Consider the following 21588-nt stretch of genomic DNA (forward strand, 5'->3'; position numbering starts at 1 on the left):
GAGAGAGCTGGTTATTGCGACAATTTTTCGCAGCGGCTTGGGCGAGCAATAGACTATCGATATTCGTCGATCTCTATGACGCCTCCCAGAAACTCCATCATCGCGCGGATGTCGTCAGGTACATCGGGCACGCGGTCGCCAGTCCTGTTGTCCCAATAGCAGAAGAATCGCATCTGCGCGTCAATTGACTTTATAAGGCGGCGCAAGTCATCTCGAGGCAGTCGAAGCTGATCTAACAGGTACCGAAGATGCGGAGTCAGTGAGTCGCTTCTCACTGCGGTTTGACTGCGCACACCCCAAACACTCGTGCGTCTGGTCAAAATCCGACCTTGGCCGGTGGGATCGTTAATCGGCTCACCCTGTTTGATCGCGATATCCGGGGCGACGCCGAAATAGTCGGTACAAAACTCGGGCACGACCTGGTGGCCCGATATTGTGAATGATGCGTGCGCAAGCTGATGGGATTTCATATGCTAACGTCTGCCGCGATGTAAAACGAAGACCGCTTCGTTATTGCGAAGGTCTACGACTGCGCGTCGCCAAACTCACCGCGCACTCCGGCCTCGACGAGCCCCGGCAGCTCATCCATATGCTTCATGATGCGTCTCATCCCCATCTTGCGCAGTGCGTCCGCATAACCATTGGGGATATGGCTCGCGCCCACGAAGGCAATCGTCTTCATGCCCGCCGCCCGCGCCGCATTCAAACCGGCCACGCTGTCTTCCACGACGATGCATCGCGCCGGCTCAACACCCAGCGTCTTCGCCGCGAACAGATACACGTCCGGATAAGGCTTCGGTCGCGCGACCTGTTCGGCGCTGAAAATCCGCTCGCCGAAAATCTGCTGCAAGCCCGCGCGCCGCACCGACGCATTCACACGCGCTAGCCGGCTGTTCGATACGACCGCGGCCGGCAGTGTCACGCGTTGCAATGCATCGCGCACGCCGTTGATCGGGCTGAGCGATGCTGCGAGCGCGAGCTCGACGTTGTGTTCGATCGTATTGAAGAAATCGGCAGGCAGCGTGATATCGAACGACTTCTCGATACCTTCGAGAAAGCGCGAGGTCTGCTGGCCGAACGCCGTTTTGACGACGGGTTCGAAGTCGAGGCCGGGGAAGGTGGCGGACAGCGTTTCGAGCATCACGCGGTCAGCGATGATTTCGCTGTCGACGAGCACGCCGTCGCAGTCACAGATCAGGTGGTCGATCATGCTTTAAAACGGAAAGCGAGAGGCACGCGAGCAAGACAGTTGCAAGCCCATGCGCGAAGATTGAAAGCGTCATGATACGTGCTTTGGCGCCGCATGCGCGGCGCCAAAGCTTTCCGTCGGCGCTAATTTACGCCTCGAGCGTGCGTTTGGTGCGCGTTGTGCGCGCCATGGATGCGCCTTAGGTGCTCCCTAAATGGTGCGCCCTAAGTGCGTCATAAATGCACCGCGGATTCAGTGCGTGTGGAGGTACAGATATAGCGCCGCAGCCACCGCACCGCCCAGCAGCGGACCGCACACTGGAATCCACGAATAACGCCAGTCACTGTCGCGCTTGCCCGGAATCGGCAGCAGCGCGTGCATCAGACGCGGCGAGAGATCGCGCGCCGGGCTCATCGCGTAACCGGTCGGGCCGCCAAGCGAAATACCGATGCCGAGCACGAGCAGGCCGACCGGCAGCGCGTCGAGCGCACCCAGGCCGACTTGCGGCGAAGCCAGATAGAGCACGCCGAGAATCAACACGAAGGTCGCGATCATTTCGGTGAGCAGGTTATGCGGCACGCTGCGAATCGCGGGCGATGTGCAGAACACGCCGAGCTTCACGTCAGCATCGCCTTCCTTATTGAAGTGCTGACGATACGCGATCCACACGAGCAGGGCGCCCGCCATCCCGCCGAGCATTTGCGCGGCGACGTAGCCAGGCACTTTGGCCCACGCGAATTTGCCCGCCAGCGCGAGGCTGATCGTCACGACAGGATTCAGATCCGCGCCGCTGAACGATGCAGTGACGTACACGGCGATGAACACGGCCATCGCCCAACCCATCACGATCACGATCAGGTCCGCGCCCTTGCCCTTGGTGCGCGCGAGCAGCACGTTGGCGACCGCGCCGTCGCCGAGCAGCACCACGAGTGCTGTGCCGATGAATTCCGCAATGTAAGGAGACATCGTTGGTTATCCGAAATATAGTTGTTGCGGAAGCCGCGGGATAAGCGGCTTCGTTATGTCGAAAGAGATTGCGTGAGAGCGGCAATCAGGGCGCAATCAGGGCGTGTCGGCCCAGGCCTTCGCGGCGCGGATCGCGCGCTTCCAGCCGTCGAGGCATTCCTTGACGTCGGCGTGCGGCAGGGCAGGCGTGAAACGGCGATCGAGCGCCCACTGGCTTTTCAGTTCGTTCACGTCTTTCCAGTAGCCGACCGCGAGCCCGGCCAGATAGGCCGCGCCCAATGCGGTCGTCTCCGCTACCTTTGGACGCACTGCATCGACGCCGAGAATGTCCGCCTGAAATTGCATCAACAGATTGTTCGCGCAAGCGCCGCCGTCCACGCGCAATTCGCCGATGCGAATGCCGGAATCGGCTTCCATCGCTTTCAGCACGTCGAGCGATTGGTAGGCGATCGAGTCGAGCGCGGCGCGGGCGATGTGCGCCGAGCTCGTGCCGCGTGTCACGCCGAACAGCGTGCCGCGCGCGCGGGCATTCCAGTGCGGCGCGCCGAGGCCAGCGAAGGCGGGCACCAGATATACGCCGTCGCAATGCGGTACGCTGCGCGCCAGCGTTTCGATTTCAGCGGCGTTCTTGATGAGGCCGAGGCCGTCGCGCAGCCATTGCACCACCGCGCCGCCAATGAAGATGCTGCCTTCGAGTGCGTAGTTGATCTGATCGCCGATTTGCCAGGCGATCGTGGTGACGAGATTGTTCTTCGATTCGATCGGCTTGTCGCCGGTGTTCATCACGAGGAAGCAGCCGGTGCCGTAGGTGTTCTTCACCATGCCCGACTCCGTGCACATCTGGCCGAACAGGGCCGCGTGCTGGTCGCCGGCGATGCCCGCGAGCGGAATTCTGGAGGCGAACACGGTGGTCTTGGTTGGCCCGTACAGTTCCGACGACGCACGCACTTCCGGCAGCATGTTGCGCGGAATGTCGAGCGCTTCGAGCAGTTCGTCGTCCCACTTCAGCGTGTGGATGTTGAACAGCATCGTGCGCGACGCGTTGGTCACGTCGGTGACGTGCAGGCCGCCTTTAGTGAAATTCCACACCAGCCAGCTATCCACCGTGCCGAACGCGAGGCGGCCTTGCTTCGCTTTTTCGCGTGCGCCTTCGACATTGTCGAGAATCCAGCGGATCTTGGTCGCCGAGAAATACGAATCGATCGGCAGACCCGTCTTCGCGCGGACTTTCTCTTCGAGACCTTGCTCTTTGAGCTGATCGCAGAAGTCGGCGGTGCGGCGGTCTTGCCAGACGATCGCGTTGTAAATGGGGTGGCCGGTTTCGCGGTCCCACACGATGGTGGTCTCACGCTGATTGGTAATGCCGATCGCGGCGATCGAGGTGCCGTTCATGCCGGCGCGTGTGACGGCTTCGGCGGCCACGCCGGCCTGTGTCGACCAGATTTCCTGCGGGTCGTGCTCGACCCAGCCCGGATGCGGATAGATTTGCTGGAATTCTTTCTGAGCGGTCGACACGATATTGCCGAGCCGGTCGAACAGCATCGCGCGCGAGCTCGTGGTGCCCTGGTCAAGCGCGAGGATGTACTGATCCTGCATTGTCTCTTCTCCATGCGTTTTATGAATCGCCGGACTGCTAACCGGCGACGGGAACGGCTTGTAGTTTTAAGCGGGCTGCAACAGTGTGAGCTTGTGCGTCCCGGCTTTGTCAGTGGCCGAGGGGTGAAAATCGATTCGGTTCATGCGGGTTCGTGCAGCGGCGCCGGCTAAGCGCTCTGCCGGACCGGCTCGCGGGCGAACCAGGTGTCGATGTTATGCGTGATCGAATCGAGCGTGCCCGGTTCGACGTGCAGGCCGAGTTTCGAGCGGCGCCACAACACGTCCTGCGCGCTGCGCGCCCATTCGGTGTCGCGCAAATAAGTCAGTTCGGCTTCGTAGAGACCCGGCGCGAACGCGCGGCCGAGGTCGGCCACCGAGCGCGCGTTGCCAATGACGTGCTTCACGCGTGTGCCGTACGCACGGGCGAGGCGGTGGGCCAGATCCGCGGGCAGCCACGCATTCTGCTGCATGAAGCCGGCGAGGAAACGCGCGAAGTCGGCTTGCGGAATATCGCCACCGGGCAACGGCACACCGGCCGTCCACGAAGGCACGCCGTTATACAGCGCGTGCGCGAGTTGGTCGACGGCTTCTTCCGCCAGCTTGCGGAAGGTCGTGATCTTGCCGCCGAACACCGACAGCAGCGGTGCTTCGCCCGCGGGCGCGTCGAGCTCGAGCGAGTAATCGCGCGTGACCGCCGAGGGATTGTCCGCGCCTTCTTCCTCGAGCAGCGGACGCACGCCCGAATAGGTCCAGCGCACGTCTTCCGGCGAGATCTTCTGCTTGAAGTAGCGGTTGATCGAGTCGCACAGGTACTGGGTTTCCTCGGCGCTGATGGCGACCTGTGAAGGATCGCCGCGATATTCGAGGTCGGTCGTGCCGATCAGCGTGTAATCGTGTTCGTATGGAATCGCGAAGATGATCCGCTTGTCCGGATTCTGAAAGATGTACGCATGATCGTGTTCGAACAGACGACGCGTGACGATATGACTGCCTTTCACGAGGCGCACGCTGTGGGTGGCCTCGCGGCCGAGCGCGCCTTGCAGCAATTCGCCGACCCACGGCCCGCCCGCATTCGCAATCGAGCCCGCGCGCACGTCGAGGATTGTGCCGTCCGCGCGTTTGAGTTGCGCGCGCCATTCGCCGCCGGCGCGCACCGCGCTCAGCAGTTTGGTGCGCGTGAGAATCTTCGCGCCGCGTTCCTGCGCGTCCAGCGCGTTCAGCACGACCAGACGCGCGTCGTTCACCCAACCGTCCGAATACACGAAACCACGTTTGATCGAATCGACGAGCGGTGCGCCGGCAGGATGGTTGCGCATCACGATGCCACGCGAGCCGGGCAGCAACTCGCGTTTGGCGAGGTGATCGTAAAGGAACAGACCGGCGCGGATCAGCCAGGCCGGGCGCAGATCGGGCATGTGCGGCATCACGAAGCGCAGCGGCCACATGATGTGCGGCGCCGCGCGCAGCAGTGTTTCGCGCTCCTGCAGGGCTTTGCGCACCAGCCCGAATTCGCGGTATTCGAGGTAGCGCAGACCGCCGTGAATCAGCTTGGTACTAGCCGACGACGTATGCGCCGCCAGATCGTCCTGTTCGCAGAGCAGCACCGACAGGCCGCGGCCCGCCGCGTCGCGTGCGATGCCTGCGCCGTTGATCCCGCCGCCCACGACGAGCAAATCGTATCTCGAGCCTTGCGTCACCTGCCGTGTCCCCTGCGTCGTATCCGGAAATTTGGAAAACCGTTTGGAAAATCTATCGAACCGATAGTGTTCGTTTTCGAACTTTAATGAACATATTCGAAAAAGTAAAGTTCGATTGCCTTATACGCCCTCTATCGGTTGGCTAAGGTAGTGGCGTAACGGGCGGCCACGGACGATACTCTCGGCAGCAGCCATTTCGAGGTGAATTCATGCGTGGACTTTGGATAATCGGCGCCGCTGCGCTCCTGACGGGATGCGTCAGCTCGCCGAGCTTGAATGGGACGATGGGCGCGCCCTCGTTCGCATCGTTGCAGCAGATGTGCAGCGCCCAGACGGTCGACTACGGTAATGACGCACAAGGCGTCTACGCGACGCTGTTCGATGCGTACGTGGCGAACCGGCGCGGCAAGCTGTCGAAGGAGGATTACTGCGCGTTCCAGGCGTCGCTTGCGCAGCGCTATGCGAGTCAGGGGGTGAGTACCGATCCGCAGGTGCGTAATCAGTGGGTGGCGTTTTTCACCGACCAGCGAGCCAAGGCGTTGAGCTGGCGTGCGGCCGCCGATCCTACTTTGCGCGCGGGCTGAGCTTCGCGCTTTGTTCCGTTTGGCTGGTACTTCCCGGCGGACTAGTCGCGCTGAGTGAATTGACGGGCTAGCTCGGCGTTAGCCGTGCTGTGGCTGGGCCCCGCGCCATAACATCCGGCGAATCTGCGCGAACACCGCCTCGCGCGTCGGCGCGTTGCTCGCGTCGGCTTGTTGCGCCTGGGGCAACGGCAGCTGATTGGCGAGCGTCAGCATGGTGAAGCCGTGCAGGCTTGCCCAGTACGCATAGCCGATCAATTGGGGATCGCCTTCCAGAATGCCCGCGGCAACGAGCTGCTCGAAGTGCGCCCCCAGCAGTTGCCACGCGCGCTGCAACGCGGCCGTGTGTTCCGGGTAGGCGGCTTCCGGCTGCGTCAGATCGAACATCAGACGGTAGGCGTGCGGCTCGTCGAGTGCGAAGGCCACGTAGGCGTCGCTGACGGCGGAATGGTCGGTCGCGGGCGCTTGTTTTGCCACCGCTTCGAGCCGCGCCGCAAAGCGGTTGAACGCTGCGGCGCGGACCATCGCAAGGATCTCGTCTTTGTCGCGGAAGTAGCGATAGGGCGTCATCGCGCTGCAACCTAGCTCCTTTGCCAGTTCGCGCATCGTCACACCTTGCGCGCCGCGCGTGGCGAACGCGTTTTCGGCGACGCGCCGCATGGCTTCGCGGAATTGCTGGATATCGTCGGAGGAGAGTGTCTTTGGCATGCGCGAGGGCAAAAGGTCCGTCGCGTCAATTTACTGTGTAAATCACCTGGGCACAATAAAGCGGCCGTTTTGCGCGGCCCCCTTGCTTGATCAAAAAATGTGCGGCAGCTTGAAAGACATGGGCACGAGCGATGGTACCGCTGCGCAGCGCGCCGTCATGCTGCCGGTCGTCGGTTTCAAAACCCGGCGTACTAGGAGAGACGCTTGATGGCCCGGAGTGCGTTGTCGCCGGTTTCGGTCACCCGCCATTGTTCGTTGCCCGACGCAAGCCGTTCAAGTTGCACGAGCTGGCGTTCCAGCAGGGCGTCGAGTTCTTGTCGCTCCATGTCAACTTGATTGGGGGCGTCCTTGACGAGCAACAACGTGGCGAATTCATGCGGACTCAGCATCGTTTCTCTCCATGTCAAGCAAACGCGGACGGCCTTGCCGGCGACTGGCCAGATGCCAGTGAAGTCCGCTAAAGGATCAGGCGGGAGGTACGGCTATTACGACAGGTTCACGCTACCGGCACTCCGCGTAACGCGGAACGACGCCGGGGAACTGGAGTGTAGTCAAACGCCGGTTAAACACCAAATGGGCCCCAGTAAATTTTCCCTTTGACAATTGAGACCTGCAGAGGCGGTTTGGAGCCGCGGCAAGATCCTTGATTTCACTCGAAGTTTCGCGTGCGCTGCAACATGGCCGAAGTCGCCTGGATGGCGTGGTATTACTCGGCGACATACACCTGGCAATTGGCGGCAGCGAGCGTTTCGTTCATCTCGGCGGGCGGCGCGGCGTCGGTGAAAAGTGCGTCGATCTGCTCGAGATGACCTTGGCGCACGAGTGCCGGGCGGCCGAATTTGGAGTTGTCGGCGGCGAGAAATACCGTGCGCGCATGCTGGATGATCGCCTCGGCGACGCGCACTTCGCGGGTATCGAAATCGCGCAGCGTGCCGTCCGTTTCGATACTCGAGGTACCGATGATCGCGAAATCCACTTTGAACTGCCGGATGAAATCGATCGCCAGTTCGCCGACGATGCCCTTGTCCCACGGCCGCACGATGCCGCCCGTCACCAGCACTTCGCAATCCGGGTAGCCGCTCATCATGCTGGCGACGTTCAGATTGTTGGTGATCACGCGCAGGCCGCGATGCCGGTTGAGCGCCCGTGCGACTTCCTCGGTGGTCGTACCGAGGTTGATGAAGAGGGATGCCTGGTCGGGAATGTGAGTGGCCACTAGCGTCGCAATGCGCCGCTTCTCGTCATGGAACATGCGCTGACGCGCCGTGTACGAGACGTTCTCGGAGCTGGTCGGCAGACTGGCGCCACCGTGATAGCGGCGCAGCAGGTTCATGTCGGCGAGCCAGTTGACGTCGCGGCGGATCGTCTGCGGCGTCACGTCGAAGTGCGCCGCAAGGTCGTCCACGGTCACGAAGCCGTCGCGTTGCACCCACTCCAGCAGTTCCTGTTGCCGGGCATTGAGAGTCAGGCGGGGGTCTCGGGTCATGGGTCTCGGGTCGTGGGTTTTTATCGGCGCTCTCCGCTGCCGGCGCGGTGAGCTGAACCGGAATAACGGGTAAGGCGTGGACGAGGGTGACCGTATTGTAAGACCATCGCACGTCTTGTCTGCTCGTGTGTCATGGTTTGGATCTCAAGACGGCTGTAGCGCGATCCATTCAAGTACGTTTTGCATTTATTCATACGATAAATGAATTTGTTTTTTGTGCCGGATCGCGCTGCAATCCAAGGCTCCGCGTTTTACCCCGTGTTACACCGTTTTCACCCCTTTCCAATGGTTTCCGGCGTCTCGCCGTTGACAACGTCGAATCGCAGCACTTGCAGATCGAAGCCATGAAGCTGGCGTTCGCCGACGTCTACCGCTACGTCGCCGATCCGCGTTCGATGGAGGTCACGCCCGAACAGATGCTCGACGACGCGTACCTGAAGTCGCGCGCCAAGCTGATCGACCCGAAGCGCGCCCCGCAATTCGACTTCGGCATGCCGAAGGCGGGCGGCACGATCTATATGTCGGTGGCGGACGAGCGCGGCATGATCGTCAGCTTCATCCAGTCGAACTACATGGGCTTCGGCTCGGGCATCGTGGTGCCGGACAGCGGCATCTCGATGCAGAACCGCGGCTGTGGCTTCTCGATGGACCCGAAGTCGCCGAACGTGGTGGAAGGCGGCAAGCGGCCGTTCCACACCATCATCCCGTCGTTCCTCACGCAGCAGGTCGACGGCAAGCAGGAAGCGGTGATGAGCTTCGGCGTGATGGGCGGTGATATGCAGCCGCAAGGCCATCTGCTATCGATCGTGCGGATGCTCGACTACGGGTCAGCAGCCGCAGGCCGCCTGCGCCGCGCTGGAAGGTCAATCGCGACTTCACGATCGATATCGAATCGACGCTCGATCCGAAGACCGCTGCGGCGCCGCAGAAACTGGGCCACACGATCAAGTCGGTGGACGATCCGTACATGGACTTCGGCTCCGGCCAGTACATCTGGAAGCTCGATCGTAACGATCCGGACCGCGGCTATGTGGCGGCGAGCGACAGCCGCCGCGACGGGTTGGCCGCTGGGTTTTAAACGATACAGACGAGGCGCGGCGGAGCCGACGCGGCCGCCGCGCATCGCTTGCGTCATCGGCGATGCATCGTGCGGTGTGGTGGGCCCGCATCCCGGCATCCAGCTATGCGGGCATTCGGGGCGACGGCGACTCGACCCACCGACGGCCGGCATCCCGTAACGCAATTAAAGCCAGGCACCGCGCGCAGCCGAAAGAACGCGCGAGGCTGCGGGCAAGCACACGGAGACGCCCGAGGACAAGGGCGCGTCTTTCTCCAACCAGTGGGTGAATCTGCTGCTGGCCGTGGGCATCGTCGCGCAATCAACGGTCGGCGTGTATGTGCTGCCACTCTACATGCCGATGTACGCGGTCAAGCCGTTGCACATGCCGGCGGCGGCGTCGTTCGGCGTGGTGGTGCTCAACGGCGGCTTGCAGTTTTTGCTCTCGCCGGTGATGGCGCGTTGTCCAATCGCATCGCCCGGATTCGCATCATGCTGACCACGTCGATTCTGATGGGCGCGCTGATCTATCCGATGTTCGCATGGTTCCAGTCGCATCCAACGATCGGCTGGCTGTTGGTGTTGCAAGGCACGGCCGGTATTTTCAAGGCCGCTTACTCTGGACCGATGCCCGCGCTGATGTCCGAGATCTTCCCGACGCAGGTGCGCTCGACGGGTCTTTTAATCGGTTACAGCATCGGCGTGACGATCTTTGGCGGCTTTGCGCCGACGATTGTGGAGACTTTCATTCACGCGACCGGCGACAAGCTCGCGCCAGGTTACTACGTCCTGATTGCCGCAGTGTTGTCCGGGTTGTCGCTTGTCGTGGTCGCGTGGCGGATGCGGCGCGTTCGGCATCTCGAAGGCGTTCAACCCGCATGACGGCGTTGCGGGCGACCGTTGTGCCACGCAGCGAACCTCGCTGCGCTTGACCCGCACCCCTGTTCCAGCCGAAGCCAGCTCGTCGTCGAGCTGGCTTTTTTATGGCCTGCGTGCGCGGTTTGTAACCAACCGAAGGATTTAATTACCGCGAAATTGGAACTGCGGCAGGGCGGCACGGTCTGTGCTGGGTTACCTGCAGAGTTGGGAAACACCGGCTAAGATGCAGATACACGGGGTTAACTCTAATTCAAGGCGCTGTATCTGACACGGCGGACCGCCCTTGCGATAGCGGGCGGTTTTGAGCGCGCTCCACGAGTCGATACAGCTTTCGGAGCAAAGACACAATGCCCACTGAGCTGAACCATGTGATGCCCTGGCGGATCGAGGATATCGACCTCACCCGCATAGATCGCCAGAAGGCCGTCGCTAACGAAGACCTGCTGCTTCTCTTGTGTGCCGCCTCGTTTATCGAAAGCGGTACCGATCTTTACACCAGCAATCTGAGCACCTTCTTCGACGGCGACCCGGAAGTCTCAGCCTGGCTCAACCAGGAATGGGAGCCGGAAGAAATGCAGCACGGCCGGGCGCTTAGGACATATATCGCCTACGTCTGGCCTGAGTTCGATTGGGACACCGCGTTCCGCGATTTCATGGAGGAGTATTCGCTGACCTGTTCGGTCGAAGACTTCGAAAAGACCCGCGCGCTCGAGATGGTCGCGCGCTGCGTGGTGGAAACCGGTACCGCCACGCTGTATCGCGCGATCGGCGAATCGTCGGACGAGCCGGTGCTCAAGCAGATCACTGACAACATCCGCACGGATGAAGTCCGCCACTACAAGCACTTTTTCAAGTTTTTCAAGAAGTACAACAAGATCGAAGGCAACGGACGTCTTGCTGTTCTCGGCGCATTGATGCGCCGCGTGATGGAAATCAAGAACGAAGACTCGGAGATTGCACTGCGCCATGTCTTCGCGATTCGTTATCCGGAGCGCGTGCACGATTCTGCCTATAACCGCGAGCGTGCGGCGCGCATCAACGCGTTGGTGCGGCGTAATCTGTCTGCCGATATGTGCGTGAAGATGCTGCTCAAGCCGCTCGATCTGCCGGCCAAGATTCAGCCGGGCGTGCATTACCCGCTCGCCAAGATCACGCAGCACGTGTTCTTCCGCTGATGTTTTTCTGCTGAGTCCGAGGCGCGTGTAGAGACGAAAAGGAATGGCCCGCTGGTGCGGGCCATTCGCTTTTTCGAGGCATGATTGAGGTCTGCGACTTTCGCAAACAGCTACTGACCGGATCGAGACGATGAGCGACTCCCCTGCACCCGAACGTCCGCTTGAACAACAGGTGTTCGACGAATGGCCCGACGCCGTTCGCGCGTTATTCGACGGGTCGTCGTTGGCGAGCAAGACGGGATTTACCGCGTCGTTGCTCACCGTCGATGCGAACGGCCATCTGCGCACGTCGTTGCTCGGCGTCGGCGAGTTGTACGCGCCCGATTCGCGCGCGCTATGTATTGCGTTGTGGCCGCAGGCTCGGGCGGCGCGCGTGATCGCGCAAAGCGGCCGGGCCGCGCTGACGTTCGTCTGCGACGAGGCGTTCTATCAGGTGCAGTTGCGTTTCACGCCACTAACAGCCGTGACAGGCGACGATAGCGGCCTCGCATACCTCATCGGCTCGATCGACACGGGCGAGGCGCAAAGCGTGCGTTATGCGCGCCTGACAAGCGGCATTACGTTTGAACTGGAAAGGGAAGGGGAGGTGGTGCTCGATCGATGGGAACGGCAGATCGAACACCTGAAGCAAGCTGCCGCTGCGGCTAGCCGTTAGTCTGCTGGGACTATAGCTAACGAGCAGGCAGCGCTTAAAGTTTAACGGCCGCGCTGGCCGCTGCGTGTCGGTTGGCCGCCACGCGGCGCGTCGTTGCGCGGTTTTGCGCCGCCCAGCAAAGCGCCTGGATTGCCGCCTTGCGGCTTCGCAGCCTGCGGCTTGCGCGGCGCATGTTGCGCGGCGCTGCCTTCGTGCGCCGCTGCACGCGGCTGACCGTCGTGACGCTGGCCGTCGCGGCGCGGCTGGCCGCCGTTGCCGGCCGGCTTCGCGCCTTGCGGCTTCGGCTGCTGCTGACCATTCGCCGGACGCTGACCCGAACGTTGCGCCGGCTTCGCGGAAGACGGCGCGCCCTCGCGGCGGCCGCTTTCCCGCTGGCCACCTTCGCGCTTCGGCGCACCTTGACCCTGGCGCGGCGCACGTCCACCGCCGCCGCCACCACCACCCTGACCACGGCGCAGAATCGGCTCCGGCTTGGCAGTCGGATCCGGTTCGAAACCGGCGATCACTTCCTGCGGCACCGGACGCTTGATCAGCTTCTCGATGTCCTTCAGCAGTTGCAGTTCGTCGACGCACACCAGCGAGATCGCCTCGCCCGTCGCGCCTGCGCGGCCCGTGCGGCCGATGCGGTGCACGTAATCTTCCGGCACGTTCGGCAGATCGTAGTTGACCACGTGCGGCAGCTGATCGATATCGATGCCGCGTGCTGCGATATCAGTGGCGACCAGCACTTGTAGCGTGCCGTCCTTGAACTCGGCGAGCGCACGCGTACGGGCCGACTGGCTCTTGTTGCCGTGAATCGCCAGTGCGCTGATGCTGTCTTTGGTCAGCTGTTCGGCGAGGCGGTTCGCGCCGTGCTTGGTGCGTGTGAACACCAGCACCTGGAACCAGTTGTGTTGCTTGATGAGGTGCGTGAGCAGCTCGCGCTTCTTGTCGCGGTCGACCGGGTGAATCTTCTGCGCGATCGTCTCAGCCGTCGTGTTGCGGCGGGCGACTTCGATCAATGCCGGCGAGTCGAGCAGATTGTCGGCGAGCGTCTTGATCTCGTCGGAGAAGGTGGCCGAGAACAGCAGGTTCTGACGCTTCGGCGGCAACTTCGCGAGCACGCGCTTGATGTCGTGGATGAAGCCCATGTCGAGCATGCGGTCGGCTTCGTCGAGCACGAGAATCTCGAGATGCGACAGGTCAATGGTCTTCTGCTGCATGTGGTCGAGCAAACGCCCCGGCGTGGCGACGACAATGTCCACGCCGCTGCGCAGCGCGCCGATCTGCGGATTGATGCCGACGCCGCCGAACATCACGGTCGACTTCAGCTTCAGGTACTTGCCGTAGGCGCGCACGCTTTCTTCGACCTGTGCGGCCAGCTCACGCGTTGGCGTGAGGATCAGCGCGCGCACGACGCGCTTGCCCGAGGCCGTGTTGACAGCGGGCATGGTGTTCAGACGCTGCAGGATCGGCAGCGTGAAGCCGGCGGTCTTGCCGGTGCCGGTCTGCGCGCCGGCCAGCAGATCGCCGCCGTTGAGCACGGCGGGGATTGCCTGGGTCTGGATCGGAGTCGGGGTGGTGTAGCCGAGTTCGTGTACAGCGCGGACCAGCGGTTCGGACAAGCCGAGAGAATCAAAAGACATAGATGTTCTTTGCAATGCAGTTTCGCGAACGGCACCAGACGGCGCCAAAAGGGCCCAGGTGGCCCGAGTCAGGCCTAAAAGCGGGCACAAGCGCGGCATGAACACGCCCGCATGGCGCGTTCGAGGCCAAAGCCCGGTTCCGGTCGCAGAGAAATCGGCGGCACGCGGGAAACGCGTGCCGAATGCTTCAACGCGCTATGCAGACACGTTGACTGGCCTTAAGTTGCATTTCGCCGCCGTGGGATGTCACGCGACGTAGCGCGCAACACTGACGAATTGACACAGACTGCCCGCCAGTACGAACAGGTGCCAGATACCATGTCCGTGCCGGATGCGCTCGTCGTTGATGAAGAAGTAGATGCCGGCGCTGTAGATGACCCCGCCGGCCACGAGCCAGGCGGTACCCGCTGCCGGTAAGGCTTGAACCAGCGGGCAGACGGCAACGAGCGCGAGCCATCCCATCAAGACATACAGCACCATCGAAACGCTGCGGGTGCGTCGCCCGAGCGTCAGTTCCTGCACGATGCCGAGAGCGGCAAGCCCCCAGCTTACGCCGAATAGCGACCAGCCCCACGGTCCGCGCAATGTGACGAGCGTGAACGGCGTATAGCTGCCGGCGATCAGCAGGTAGATCGCCGAATGATCGCATTTTTGCAGAACCGCCTTGACGCGCGGGTTGCGCACGCTGTGGTAAAGCGTCGAGATAGCATACAGCACGAACAGCATTGCACCGTAGACACTGAAACTCACCACCTTGTACGCGTCGCGGTCGAGCGCGCCCATCGTCACGAGCGCAGCAAGCCCCGCCACCGACAGCACGGCGCCGACGAGGTGGGTGATGCTATTGAAACGCTCTCCGACATGCACAGCTCTTTCCTCCCGCGCGGTTTCATCAGGGTTAATCCCCACATGATACCGGTCCTGAAAAAACGAAGGGCGCGGCCGCGTTATTCGCAGGCCGCGCCCCAGGTGCTTCTAACGCTGCTTAGTCGAGCGGCGCCGAACGCAGGTCAGACACTTGCTGCGGCGACACGGCCGTACCGTGGTTGCCCCAGGACATACGAATGTACGTCACGACAGCAGCCACTTCCGTGTTCGACAGCGCCTGCGCGAACGGCGGCATGCCGTACGGATGCGGGTTGCCGTCCGTGCTCGGCGGATAACCGCCATTCAGCACCATACGGATCGGGTTGACCGCCGACGGCATCTGGATCGACTGGTTGTTCGCGAGCGGCGGGAAGGACGGCGGCATACCGAGGCCGTTTTCCGCGTGGCACTTCGCGCAGTTGTCAGCGTAGATCTTTTGGCCTTGCTTCAACAGTTCGCCACCGAACTTTTCCGAAGTTTCGAGCTGCAGCGGTTCCGGTGCTTCGCTCTTCTGCGGAATAGTCTTCAGGTACGTGGCCATTGCGTTGATGTCTTCGTCCGACATGTACTGCAGGCTGTTGTGAACCACTTCAGCCATCGGACCGAACACCGCGCCGCGGTTCGACACACCGGTCTTCAGCAGATCGGCGATGTCTTTGGTTTCCCAGTCGCCGAGGCCGGCTTCCTTGTTCGACGTCAACGACGGTGCGTACCAGTTCTGCAGCGGGATCAAGCCGCCGGCGAACGCCGCCGAGCTGACCGGGCCGCCCATTGCGTTGATCGACGTGTGGCACATGCCGCAGTGGCCGAGGCCTTCGATCAGATACGCGCCACGGTTCCATTCGACCGACTTGGTCGGATCAGCCTTGTACTCGCCTTCGCGGAAGAACAACGTGCGCCAGCCGATCAGCATGTTGCGCTGGTTGAACGGGAATTTCAGTTCGTGCGGACGGCTCGGCACATTGACCGGCGTAACCGAGCGCATGTACGCGTAGATCGCGTCCGAGTCGGCGCGCGTGACCTTCGTGTAACTCGTGAACGGGAAGCCCGGGTACAGCAGGCTGCCGTCTTTCGAACGGCCCGTGTGCATCGCGCGGTAGAAGTCATCCTGCGTCCACTTGCCGATACCGTACTGGTCGTCAGGCGTGATGTTCGGCGTGAACATCGTGCCGAACGGCGTCAGCATCGGCAGGCCGCCGGCGAACTGCTTGCCGCCGCGCACCGTGTGGCACGCGATACAGTCGCCGGCGCGGGCGAGGTACTCGCCCTTCTTGATCAGCGCCGCCTGGTCGGCGGGCGTTGCCGCCATGGCCGTGCCGTTATGCAGATTGTCGCCGCCCGACCACAGGACGGGAACGAGTGCGGCAGCCGCAACGACGACGACTGCCGAGAGGGCGAACAAAGACTTGCGTTTCATTTGAGTGTCTCTCCCGGTGCCTTATTGCGGTTCGCTGCCGCAGGCAAGCGGAGTCTTCATCGAGCGGGCCGGAGCCGGCACGGGGTTTTGTGGGGCCGTTTGCGTGGCAAGCCATGAGGCGACGGCGTTCACGTCATCGTCGGTCAGACGCGTGGCGATGGTGTGCATGCAATCAGGTGCGATGGCATGACGCGAGCCCGAACGCCATGCGCCCAGCTGCGCGCTGATGTAGTCCGAATGCAGGCCGACCAGACCCGGGATAGCGGGTTCCATACCGGTCAGCGCTTTGCCGTGGCAAGCCGCGCAGGCCGGAATCTGTCTGGATGCGTCGCCGTTCAGCACGATCTGCTGGCCGCGCGCAACGATTGCCGCCGACACGGTCGGCTTGGCCGGCGTGGGGTACGGCGGACGTTGCTGCGAGAAGTACGTGGCGATCTGATGAAGATAGTCGTCCGAGAGATACGTGACGAGATAGTTCATGGGCGGGTACTTGCGGCGCCCTTCGCGGAAGTTCTGCAACTGGTTGTACAGATAGTCTGCCGGCTTGCCCGCCAGACGCGGGAAGTAGTCGTTGTCGGTACCCTGGCCATGCGAGCCGTGACAGGCCGTGCAACCTTGCACGCGCGCTTCCATCGTATCGGGGGCCTTCGGTTGAGTCTGCGCTTTCGCAGCGCTATAGACACCCGCGGAGCCGATCAGCAGAAGGGCAAGCAGCGAGCGGAAAAGGCGTCTTGGAGACACGCGTAACTCCATCAAAAGCGGGGACCTGACCGAACTTCGAGCGGCTCGGAGTGAAGGGCAGCCGGCGCTGCGGCGACGCGCAGCATTCTATCATCGTAGGGTGATGGTGGCTATTTGTCAGCTTGAAGAAGGTTCCCGTTGTCACGCTAATGCGACAGTTTGCCGCGCACGACCGCGTGGACAGGCCGGGTCTGCCATCTCGATTTTGTGTGCGCGATCGCTGGCGCAAGTGCCGTTCTTGCCGGCCTGTGTAACAAACCACGTTGAACCGACGCGCGCGGGGACCATCGAAGCGTACACTTCCGGGCGCGCCGGTGTCTGTCCGACGCGGACGCCCCCGGCTCAACGCCTACCGTTTTACTTTCCATAAGCTATCGGCCTTACATGAAGCTATTCAATTTTTCCCGTCCGGCGCTGCATGCGTTGACGTTCGGCGCTGCGGCTCTGGTCATGGCGTCCACGGCTTTTGCGCATGCGCATCTGGTGTCGAGCGAGCCGGCGGCCAACGCCGAGGTGGCTGCTCCCGCGGAAGTGACGATCCATTTCACCGAGCCGCTCGAGCCGGCTTTCAGCAGGATCGATCTGAGTGACGCAAGCGGCAAGCCCGCCGCGCCGGCTGCGTCGCAAGTCGACAAAAGTGACGCAAAGGTGATGCACCTCGGGCTGCCGCAGTTGACGGCCGGCCGCTATGCGGTGCATTGGATCGCGGTTGCCACGGACGGCCACCGTACTCAAGGCAACTTCGCGTTCGTCGTCCAATGAACCTCGACGGACTGTGGATCGGGCAGGTCGCCATGGCCGCGCTCATGAACGTCGCGTTTGCGTTTGCCATCGGTTCGGCGTTGCTCGGCGCGTGGCTCGCCAAGGACGCACGGGCCAAGATCGCGCCGGCGCGGCCCGCCTGGTTGCGCGCTCAACGGTCGATGCTGACGGCCAGCGTCGTGCTGGTGCTGGCGGACCTCGGGTGGCTGTTGTATCAGGCGGCGTCGATGAGCGGCGTCGCGTTGCCGTCCGCATTCGGCGTGGTGCCGACTGTATTGACGCAAACTCATGTCGGCTACGGCTGGAGCGTGGCGTTCGCCGGCGCGCTGGTGTTGCTGGGCACGGCGATGGCCAGTCATACGGGCATGCTGCGCAATGCGCTGCTGTGGCTCGCGGTGATCGCTATCGCGGCGGGCAAGGCGTCGCTCGGGCATGCGGCCGATGCCGGCCCGCTCTCGGCGGCGATCGGCATGCAGACGCTGCATGTGCTGGTCACGAGCGTGTGGGGCGGCCTGGCGATGGCGGCGGGGCTCGCGGTACTGCCCGCGCTCGGCACCTCGACCGCGCGTGGGCTGCTGATCCGTACGGCGACGCAGGTGTCGAGCGTATCGGTGGTGGCGGTCGGGCTGGTGCTGATCACTGGCGTCTTCAATGCCGTGCGCGGTTCGGGCGGCTCGTTCGAAGCGATCCAGATGAGCACCTGGGGCCATGTGCTGACGCTCAAGCTTGCGCTGGTCGTGCTTGCGCTGGTGCTCGGCGGACTCAACCGCTTCTCGGCGCTGCCGCGTTTGCGCCGCACGGCCTCGACGATGGACGCGCATACCTTCGTCAACGTGCTGTATCTGGAAGCGCTGGCGATGATCGGCGTGTTCGTCGCGGCTGCCGTCTTGTCGCACAGCGTGCCGGCGTTTGCCGCGTTGGGTTGAGTTAGCGTTGGGAGGAGGTTAGTCGCGCGAATTACAGTGCGCGCCGCCGTTGCTTCTTCAATGCAAGATAAAAAAGCGCCGCACAGCAAAAGCGTGCGGCGCAATACACACGGTCGCCCGGCGGTGGCCGGCTGATCCGTTACTGCTCTTTAGACGGCGAGTGCGCGGCCCGCCCGTTCCAGCGTATCTTCCGGAAACATTTCCTGCTGCAGTTCGCCGTCATCGCCAAACCACTGGCAGATCAGCCAGTAGCCCGGCGCGAACAGCACTGGCCCGGTCCACGTGACCGTCAGCGGACGTCCGCCGGACCTGAGCGTCACGACGTCGCCGGCGCGGTAGGCAGGTTTTGGAAGGCTCGCAGATCTCTTTCTCAGTCGCATGGTGTGCTTCCGCTGAGTGAAACCGATCATTCGAGGCCGAGCCGATGTCCAAGAATCGGCGCACAGAAGAGCGCGATCGCGCAGCCCGCTGCCTTGCCTTCCAGTTCCGCGCCTGCGGCGCGTGAGCCGTACATATGCGTCAACAGCTCGAAGAGCTGCGGCACGCAGTACACCACCGCGGCGGCGATAAAGCATTTTTCGACTACCGAGATGCGCCAGCCGCGTTCATAGGCGAGCATCGCGCCGATGATGCGAAGCACGCCGAACACCACCAGCGCGCCGACGGCGGCCTGTTCGCGGAGCAGATAGTCTGGAAGGAATTCGCCCATGATGTTTCCCCGATGCATTAGTCGTTTGAATGCATTTGAGCAAGGAGTGGGCCAGGCGTATGTCTGATGCCGAACAAACGGCTTGGAAGCCTTTCTGGATAAGGCTTTGCGTGATACCACGGGAAAGTCTTGAAGGCTCGGAAAACACGTTTCCACGCCGTTCCGGTCCGTGATGTTACGTAACTGCGACGTGAGCGTGTCACGCCCCCGTAACGCGCGCGTCGAGGGCAAGACAGCGTTCAGAAAAGGCGCCTCATCTCAGCGAATCCATTCGATTCGCCCGACCAGGAACAGATAAGACAACGCGCCGACCAAGCCGGCGCCACGGGCCGTGCAAAAACAAAAACGCCGCCCGCAGGCGGCGTTCAACTACGCAACTACCATTCCGCGACGCTGCCATCCTCGTGGCGCCACACGGGATTGCGCCAGCGATGACCGACCTTTGCCATCTCGCGGACCTTCTCTTCATTCACTTCGATACCGAGGCCTGGGCCTTGCGGAATCGACACGAAGCCGTCTTCGTATTTGAAGACTTCGGGGTTCTTGATGTAATCGAGCAGGTCGTTGCCCTGGTTGTAGTGAATGCCCAAGCTCTGTTCCTGGATGAACGCGTTGTAGCTGACCGCATCGATCTGCAGACAGGTGGCCAACGCAATCGGACCGAGCGGGCAGTGCAGCGCTAGCGCGACGTCGTACGCCTCGGCCATCGACGCGATCTTGCGGCACTCGGTAATCCCACCCGCGTGCGACGCGTCCGGTTGGATGATGTCGACATAGCCGCCCGACAGGATGTGCTTGAAGTCCCAGCGCGAATACAGCCGTTCGCCCAAAGCGATCGGCGTGTTGGTCTGATTGACGATGTCGCGCAATGCTTCCGCGTTTTCCGACAGCACCGGTTCTTCGATGAAGAGCAGCTTGTACGGGTCGAGTTCTTTGGCCAGCACCTTTGCCATGGGCTTGTGCACGCGGCCGTGAAAGTCCACGCCGATGCCGATGTTCGGCCCGACCGCTTCGCGCACGGCGGCGACGTTGTTGATGACGCCCTGCACCTTGTCGAAGGTATCGATGATCTGCAATTCTTCCGAGCCGTTCATCTTCACGGCCTTGAAGCCGCGTTCGACCACGGCGCGTGCGTTGTTCGCGACATCGCTCGGACGGTCGCCGCCGATCCACGAATACACCTTGATCTTGTCGCGCACCTGGCCGCCCAGCAGTGCATGAATCGGCACGCCATGATGCTTACCCTTGATGTCCCACAGCGCCTGGTCGACGCCGGCGATCGCGCTCATCGTGATCGGGCCGCCGCGGTAGAAGCCCGAGCGATACATCACCTGCCAGTGGTCTTCGATCAGCAGCGGATCTTTGCCGATCAGATAATCGGACAGTTCCTCGACGGCGGCCGCCACGGTATGCGCGCGGCCTTCGACCACTGGCTCGCCCCAGCCGATGACGCCTTCGTCCGTTTCGATCTTGAGGAAGCACCAGCGTGGCGGAACGATGAAGGTTTCGAGCCTGGTGATTTTCATGGTGTGCGTCTCCTAGTGGCTTGGGCGCCTGCGGAATATTTCGAGGATTCACATGCTACAACAAAAGCGTGTTTAAGTACTATTAATAGTACTATTGGCCAGATAGTGACGGGGTGCTGGCCGAAGCGTTACTCCCCGGGCGACCACAACGACCGCGACCACGACGATCTCGCGGCCGAGCGCCGGCCAAGCTTATCAACGCCGGAACGGCACCGAAACCATAGGTTGGCTGGTCGATATACCGGATAATCGCGGTCCGTTCCGGTCTCAGGTTCGATATCAATAGCGGCGCAAGGCCGCCGGGAGAAAGCTATTCAGCACGATCTGCACGGGCGTGTCGCCCATCTGCTGGCGACCGCGATTCTGCGCGGCGACTACGCGCCCGACTCGATCCTGCCGCGCGAGGCGGAGTTAATGGACACCTTCGGCGTGAGCCGGACCGTGTTGCGCGAGGCACTGCGCACGCTGACGTCGAAGGGGCTGGTCGAATCGCGTCCGCGCGTGGGCACGCGCGTGCGGCCAAAAATCGCGTGGAATCTGCTCGATGTCGACGTGCTCGACTGGTACTCGCGCGTTGCCGAGCCGATGGCGTTCGCCCTCAAGCTGCAAGAAATGCGCGAGATGATCGAGCCGTTCGCGGCGGGTCTCGCCGCGGCCTCGCATACCGACGACACTTTCAACGCATTGAAGGTCGCGCATGCGTCGATGGTCGGGGCGCGCAATGTCGATGAATGGGTGCGGGCCGATTTGCAGTTTCATTTGAGCGTGCTAACGGCATGCAGCAACGAATTGCTGATTCCGCTCGGCACGCTGATCGAGCGCACGCTGGAAGCGCAACTACGCCTGAATGCGAAACGCGCGGATGTGTTTAACGTGTCACTGGCCGAGCATACGGCGGTATTCGAAGCGATCCGTGACCGTGATGCAGTGGCTGCGCGAGAGGCGATGGCGGGGTTGCTGGGCGTGACGCGCGGCAGGATCGAAGGGTGAGCGTGGCGCGAGTGCGCTGCCGCTCCCGCTTGACCC

The 21588-nt window shown here is 62.3% G+C and carries 21 protein-coding genes and 2 pseudogenes; 8 read left to right on the forward strand and 15 right to left on the reverse strand.

What is annotated here, in order from left to right:
• Nucleotides 1-53: 53 nt before the first annotated feature.
• The 5 genes from P0D84_RS02665 to glpD form a co-directional block, all read right to left on the reverse strand.
• A complete protein-coding gene (locus tag P0D84_RS02665; RefSeq protein ID WP_408332211.1) occupies nt 54-470 on the reverse strand; it encodes a DUF4279 domain-containing protein in 417 nt (138 codons plus the stop codon).
• Between the two features lie 53 nt (nt 471-523).
• The gene (locus P0D84_RS02670; protein ID WP_408332213.1) at nt 524-1210 is read right to left on the reverse strand and encodes an HAD family hydrolase; all 687 of its coding nucleotides are present in this window, start codon (nt 1208-1210) and stop codon (nt 524-526) included.
• Between the two features lie 231 nt (nt 1211-1441).
• Nucleotides 1442-2155, reverse strand: coding sequence for an MIP/aquaporin family protein (locus P0D84_RS02675; protein ID WP_408332215.1), 714 nt, complete (start codon nt 2153-2155; stop codon nt 1442-1444).
• 96 nt (nt 2156-2251) lie between these two features.
• On the reverse strand, nt 2252-3751 hold the full coding sequence (gene glpK, locus P0D84_RS02680) for a glycerol kinase GlpK (RefSeq protein WP_408332217.1): 1500 nt from the start codon (nt 3749-3751) through the stop codon (nt 2252-2254).
• A 167-nt stretch (nt 3752-3918) separates the two neighbouring features.
• Nucleotides 3919-5448 (reverse strand): glycerol-3-phosphate dehydrogenase, encoded by a 1530-nt coding sequence (gene glpD, locus P0D84_RS02685; RefSeq protein WP_408332219.1) that lies wholly within the window; start codon nt 5446-5448, stop codon nt 3919-3921.
• A gap of 209 nt (nt 5449-5657) precedes the next feature.
• Here glpD and P0D84_RS02690 point away from each other — a divergent pair, with 209 nt between their 5' ends.
• Nucleotides 5658-6032 (forward strand): hypothetical protein, encoded by a 375-nt coding sequence (locus P0D84_RS02690; RefSeq protein WP_408332221.1) that lies wholly within the window; start codon nt 5658-5660, stop codon nt 6030-6032.
• Nucleotides 6033-6110: 78 nt separating this feature from the next.
• Here the strand turns inward: P0D84_RS02690 and P0D84_RS02695 are convergent, their stop codons facing one another.
• The 3 genes from P0D84_RS02695 to P0D84_RS02705 form a co-directional block, all read right to left on the reverse strand.
• Entirely contained in the window at nt 6111-6737 is a 627-nt protein-coding gene (locus P0D84_RS02695) for a TetR/AcrR family transcriptional regulator (RefSeq protein ID WP_408332223.1), read from the reverse strand.
• A 191-nt stretch (nt 6738-6928) separates the two neighbouring features.
• Complete coding sequence (locus P0D84_RS02700; protein ID WP_408332225.1) at nt 6929-7126, reverse strand: hypothetical protein; 198 nt, start codon at nt 7124-7126, stop codon at nt 6929-6931.
• Nucleotides 7127-7443: 317 nt separating this feature from the next.
• Nucleotides 7444-8223 (reverse strand): DeoR/GlpR family DNA-binding transcription regulator, encoded by a 780-nt coding sequence (locus P0D84_RS02705; RefSeq protein WP_408332227.1) that lies wholly within the window; start codon nt 8221-8223, stop codon nt 7444-7446.
• 305 nt (nt 8224-8528) lie between these two features.
• Between P0D84_RS02705 and P0D84_RS02710 the strand changes: the two are divergent.
• The 4 genes and pseudogenes from P0D84_RS02710 to P0D84_RS02725 all read left to right on the forward strand — a co-directional run.
• Nucleotides 8529-9301 (forward strand): annotated as a pseudogene (locus P0D84_RS02710) (gamma-glutamyltransferase); the annotation flags it as partial.
• A gap of 187 nt (nt 9302-9488) precedes the next feature.
• Nucleotides 9489-10162: pseudogene (locus P0D84_RS02715) on the forward strand (MFS transporter); the annotation flags it as partial.
• A gap of 344 nt (nt 10163-10506) precedes the next feature.
• On the forward strand, nt 10507-11334 hold the full coding sequence (locus tag P0D84_RS02720) for a ferritin-like domain-containing protein (RefSeq protein ID WP_408332229.1): 828 nt from the start codon (nt 10507-10509) through the stop codon (nt 11332-11334).
• A 130-nt stretch (nt 11335-11464) separates the two neighbouring features.
• Nucleotides 11465-11989 carry a hypothetical protein gene (locus tag P0D84_RS02725; RefSeq protein ID WP_408332231.1) on the forward strand — a complete coding sequence of 175 codons (525 nt, stop codon included), beginning with the start codon at nt 11465-11467 and terminating at the stop codon, nt 11987-11989.
• A gap of 41 nt (nt 11990-12030) precedes the next feature.
• On the opposite strand, the gene P0D84_RS02730 is transcribed toward P0D84_RS02725, so the two are convergent.
• The 4 genes from P0D84_RS02730 to P0D84_RS02745 form a co-directional block, all read right to left on the reverse strand.
• Entirely contained in the window at nt 12031-13614 is a 1584-nt protein-coding gene (locus P0D84_RS02730) for a DEAD/DEAH box helicase (RefSeq protein ID WP_408332233.1), read from the reverse strand.
• 246 nt (nt 13615-13860) lie between these two features.
• A complete protein-coding gene (trhA, locus tag P0D84_RS02735; RefSeq protein ID WP_408332235.1) occupies nt 13861-14481 on the reverse strand; it encodes a PAQR family membrane homeostasis protein TrhA in 621 nt (206 codons plus the stop codon).
• Nucleotides 14482-14599: 118 nt separating this feature from the next.
• Nucleotides 14600-15898: a c-type cytochrome gene (locus P0D84_RS02740; protein ID WP_408332237.1), complete on the reverse strand. Its 1299-nt coding sequence runs from the start codon at nt 15896-15898 to the stop codon at nt 14600-14602.
• A 21-nt stretch (nt 15899-15919) separates the two neighbouring features.
• Nucleotides 15920-16651 (reverse strand): c-type cytochrome, encoded by a 732-nt coding sequence (locus P0D84_RS02745; protein WP_408339626.1) that lies wholly within the window; start codon nt 16649-16651, stop codon nt 15920-15922.
• Nucleotides 16652-17023: 372 nt separating this feature from the next.
• Between P0D84_RS02745 and copC the strand changes: the two genes are divergently transcribed.
• Nucleotides 17024-17401, forward strand: coding sequence for a copper homeostasis periplasmic binding protein CopC (copC, locus tag P0D84_RS02750; protein WP_408332239.1), 378 nt, complete (start codon nt 17024-17026; stop codon nt 17399-17401).
• Nucleotides 17398-18327 (forward strand): CopD family protein, encoded by a 930-nt coding sequence (locus P0D84_RS02755; protein ID WP_408332241.1) that lies wholly within the window; start codon nt 17398-17400, stop codon nt 18325-18327. The genes copC and P0D84_RS02755 overlap by 4 nt, the downstream gene beginning before the upstream one ends.
• Nucleotides 18328-18476: 149 nt before the next feature.
• Here P0D84_RS02755 and P0D84_RS02760 read toward each other — a convergent pair whose 3' ends face one another.
• From P0D84_RS02760 to dgoD, 3 genes are all read right to left on the reverse strand, one after another.
• Nucleotides 18477-18707: a YodC family protein gene (locus tag P0D84_RS02760; RefSeq protein ID WP_408332243.1), complete on the reverse strand. Its 231-nt coding sequence runs from the start codon at nt 18705-18707 to the stop codon at nt 18477-18479.
• A 26-nt stretch (nt 18708-18733) separates the two neighbouring features.
• Nucleotides 18734-19036, reverse strand: a complete 303-nt coding sequence (locus tag P0D84_RS02765) for a hypothetical protein (protein WP_408332245.1) — start codon at nt 19034-19036, stop codon at nt 18734-18736.
• 377 nt (nt 19037-19413) lie between these two features.
• Entirely contained in the window at nt 19414-20562 is a 1149-nt protein-coding gene (dgoD, locus tag P0D84_RS02770; protein WP_408332247.1) for a galactonate dehydratase, read from the reverse strand.
• 276 nt (nt 20563-20838) lie between these two features.
• Here dgoD and P0D84_RS02775 point away from each other — a divergent pair, with 276 nt between their 5' ends.
• A complete protein-coding gene (locus tag P0D84_RS02775) occupies nt 20839-21552 on the forward strand; it encodes a FadR/GntR family transcriptional regulator (protein ID WP_408339628.1) in 714 nt (237 codons plus the stop codon).
• The last annotated feature ends 36 nt before the right edge of the window (nt 21553-21588 follow it).

The sequence above is a fragment of the Paraburkholderia sp. RL17-337-BIB-A genome (assembly GCF_046025895.1).
GTDB lineage: Bacteria > Pseudomonadota > Gammaproteobacteria > Burkholderiales > Burkholderiaceae > Paraburkholderia > Paraburkholderia fungorum_C.

What these genes read in the sequence shown, in the direction of transcription:
- P0D84_RS02665 (WP_408332211.1), bottom strand. Translation starts at nt 470, where the DNA reads ATGAAATCCCATCAGCTTGCGCACGCATCATTCACAATATCGGGCCAC.
- P0D84_RS02670 (WP_408332213.1), bottom strand. Translation starts at nt 1,210, where the DNA reads ATGATCGACCACCTGATCTGTGACTGCGACGGCGTGCTCGTCGACAGC.
- P0D84_RS02675 (WP_408332215.1), bottom strand. Translation starts at nt 2,155, where the DNA reads ATGTCTCCTTACATTGCGGAATTCATCGGCACAGCACTCGTGGTGCTG.
- glpK (WP_408332217.1), bottom strand. Translation starts at nt 3,751, where the DNA reads ATGCAGGATCAGTACATCCTCGCGCTTGACCAGGGCACCACGAGCTCG.
- P0D84_RS02690 (WP_408332221.1), top strand. Translation starts at nt 5,658, where the DNA reads ATGCGTGGACTTTGGATAATCGGCGCCGCTGCGCTCCTGACGGGATGC.
- P0D84_RS02695 (WP_408332223.1), bottom strand. Translation starts at nt 6,737, where the DNA reads ATGCCAAAGACACTCTCCTCCGACGATATCCAGCAATTCCGCGAAGCC.
- P0D84_RS02700 (WP_408332225.1), bottom strand. Translation starts at nt 7,126, where the DNA reads ATGCTGAGTCCGCATGAATTCGCCACGTTGTTGCTCGTCAAGGACGCC.
- P0D84_RS02705 (WP_408332227.1), bottom strand. Translation starts at nt 8,223, where the DNA reads ATGACCCGAGACCCCCGCCTGACTCTCAATGCCCGGCAACAGGAACTG.
- P0D84_RS02720 (WP_408332229.1), top strand. Translation starts at nt 10,507, where the DNA reads ATGCCCACTGAGCTGAACCATGTGATGCCCTGGCGGATCGAGGATATC.
- P0D84_RS02725 (WP_408332231.1), top strand. Translation starts at nt 11,465, where the DNA reads ATGAGCGACTCCCCTGCACCCGAACGTCCGCTTGAACAACAGGTGTTC.
- P0D84_RS02730 (WP_408332233.1), bottom strand. Translation starts at nt 13,614, where the DNA reads ATGTCTTTTGATTCTCTCGGCTTGTCCGAACCGCTGGTCCGCGCTGTA.
- P0D84_RS02740 (WP_408332237.1), bottom strand. Translation starts at nt 15,898, where the DNA reads ATGAAACGCAAGTCTTTGTTCGCCCTCTCGGCAGTCGTCGTCGTTGCG.
- P0D84_RS02745 (WP_408339626.1), bottom strand. Translation starts at nt 16,651, where the DNA reads ATGGAGTTACGCGTGTCTCCAAGACGCCTTTTCCGCTCGCTGCTTGCC.
- copC (WP_408332239.1), top strand. Translation starts at nt 17,024, where the DNA reads ATGAAGCTATTCAATTTTTCCCGTCCGGCGCTGCATGCGTTGACGTTC.
- P0D84_RS02755 (WP_408332241.1), top strand. Translation starts at nt 17,398, where the DNA reads ATGAACCTCGACGGACTGTGGATCGGGCAGGTCGCCATGGCCGCGCTC.
- P0D84_RS02760 (WP_408332243.1), bottom strand. Translation starts at nt 18,707, where the DNA reads ATGCGACTGAGAAAGAGATCTGCGAGCCTTCCAAAACCTGCCTACCGC.
- P0D84_RS02765 (WP_408332245.1), bottom strand. Translation starts at nt 19,036, where the DNA reads ATGGGCGAATTCCTTCCAGACTATCTGCTCCGCGAACAGGCCGCCGTC.
- dgoD (WP_408332247.1), bottom strand. Translation starts at nt 20,562, where the DNA reads ATGAAAATCACCAGGCTCGAAACCTTCATCGTTCCGCCACGCTGGTGC.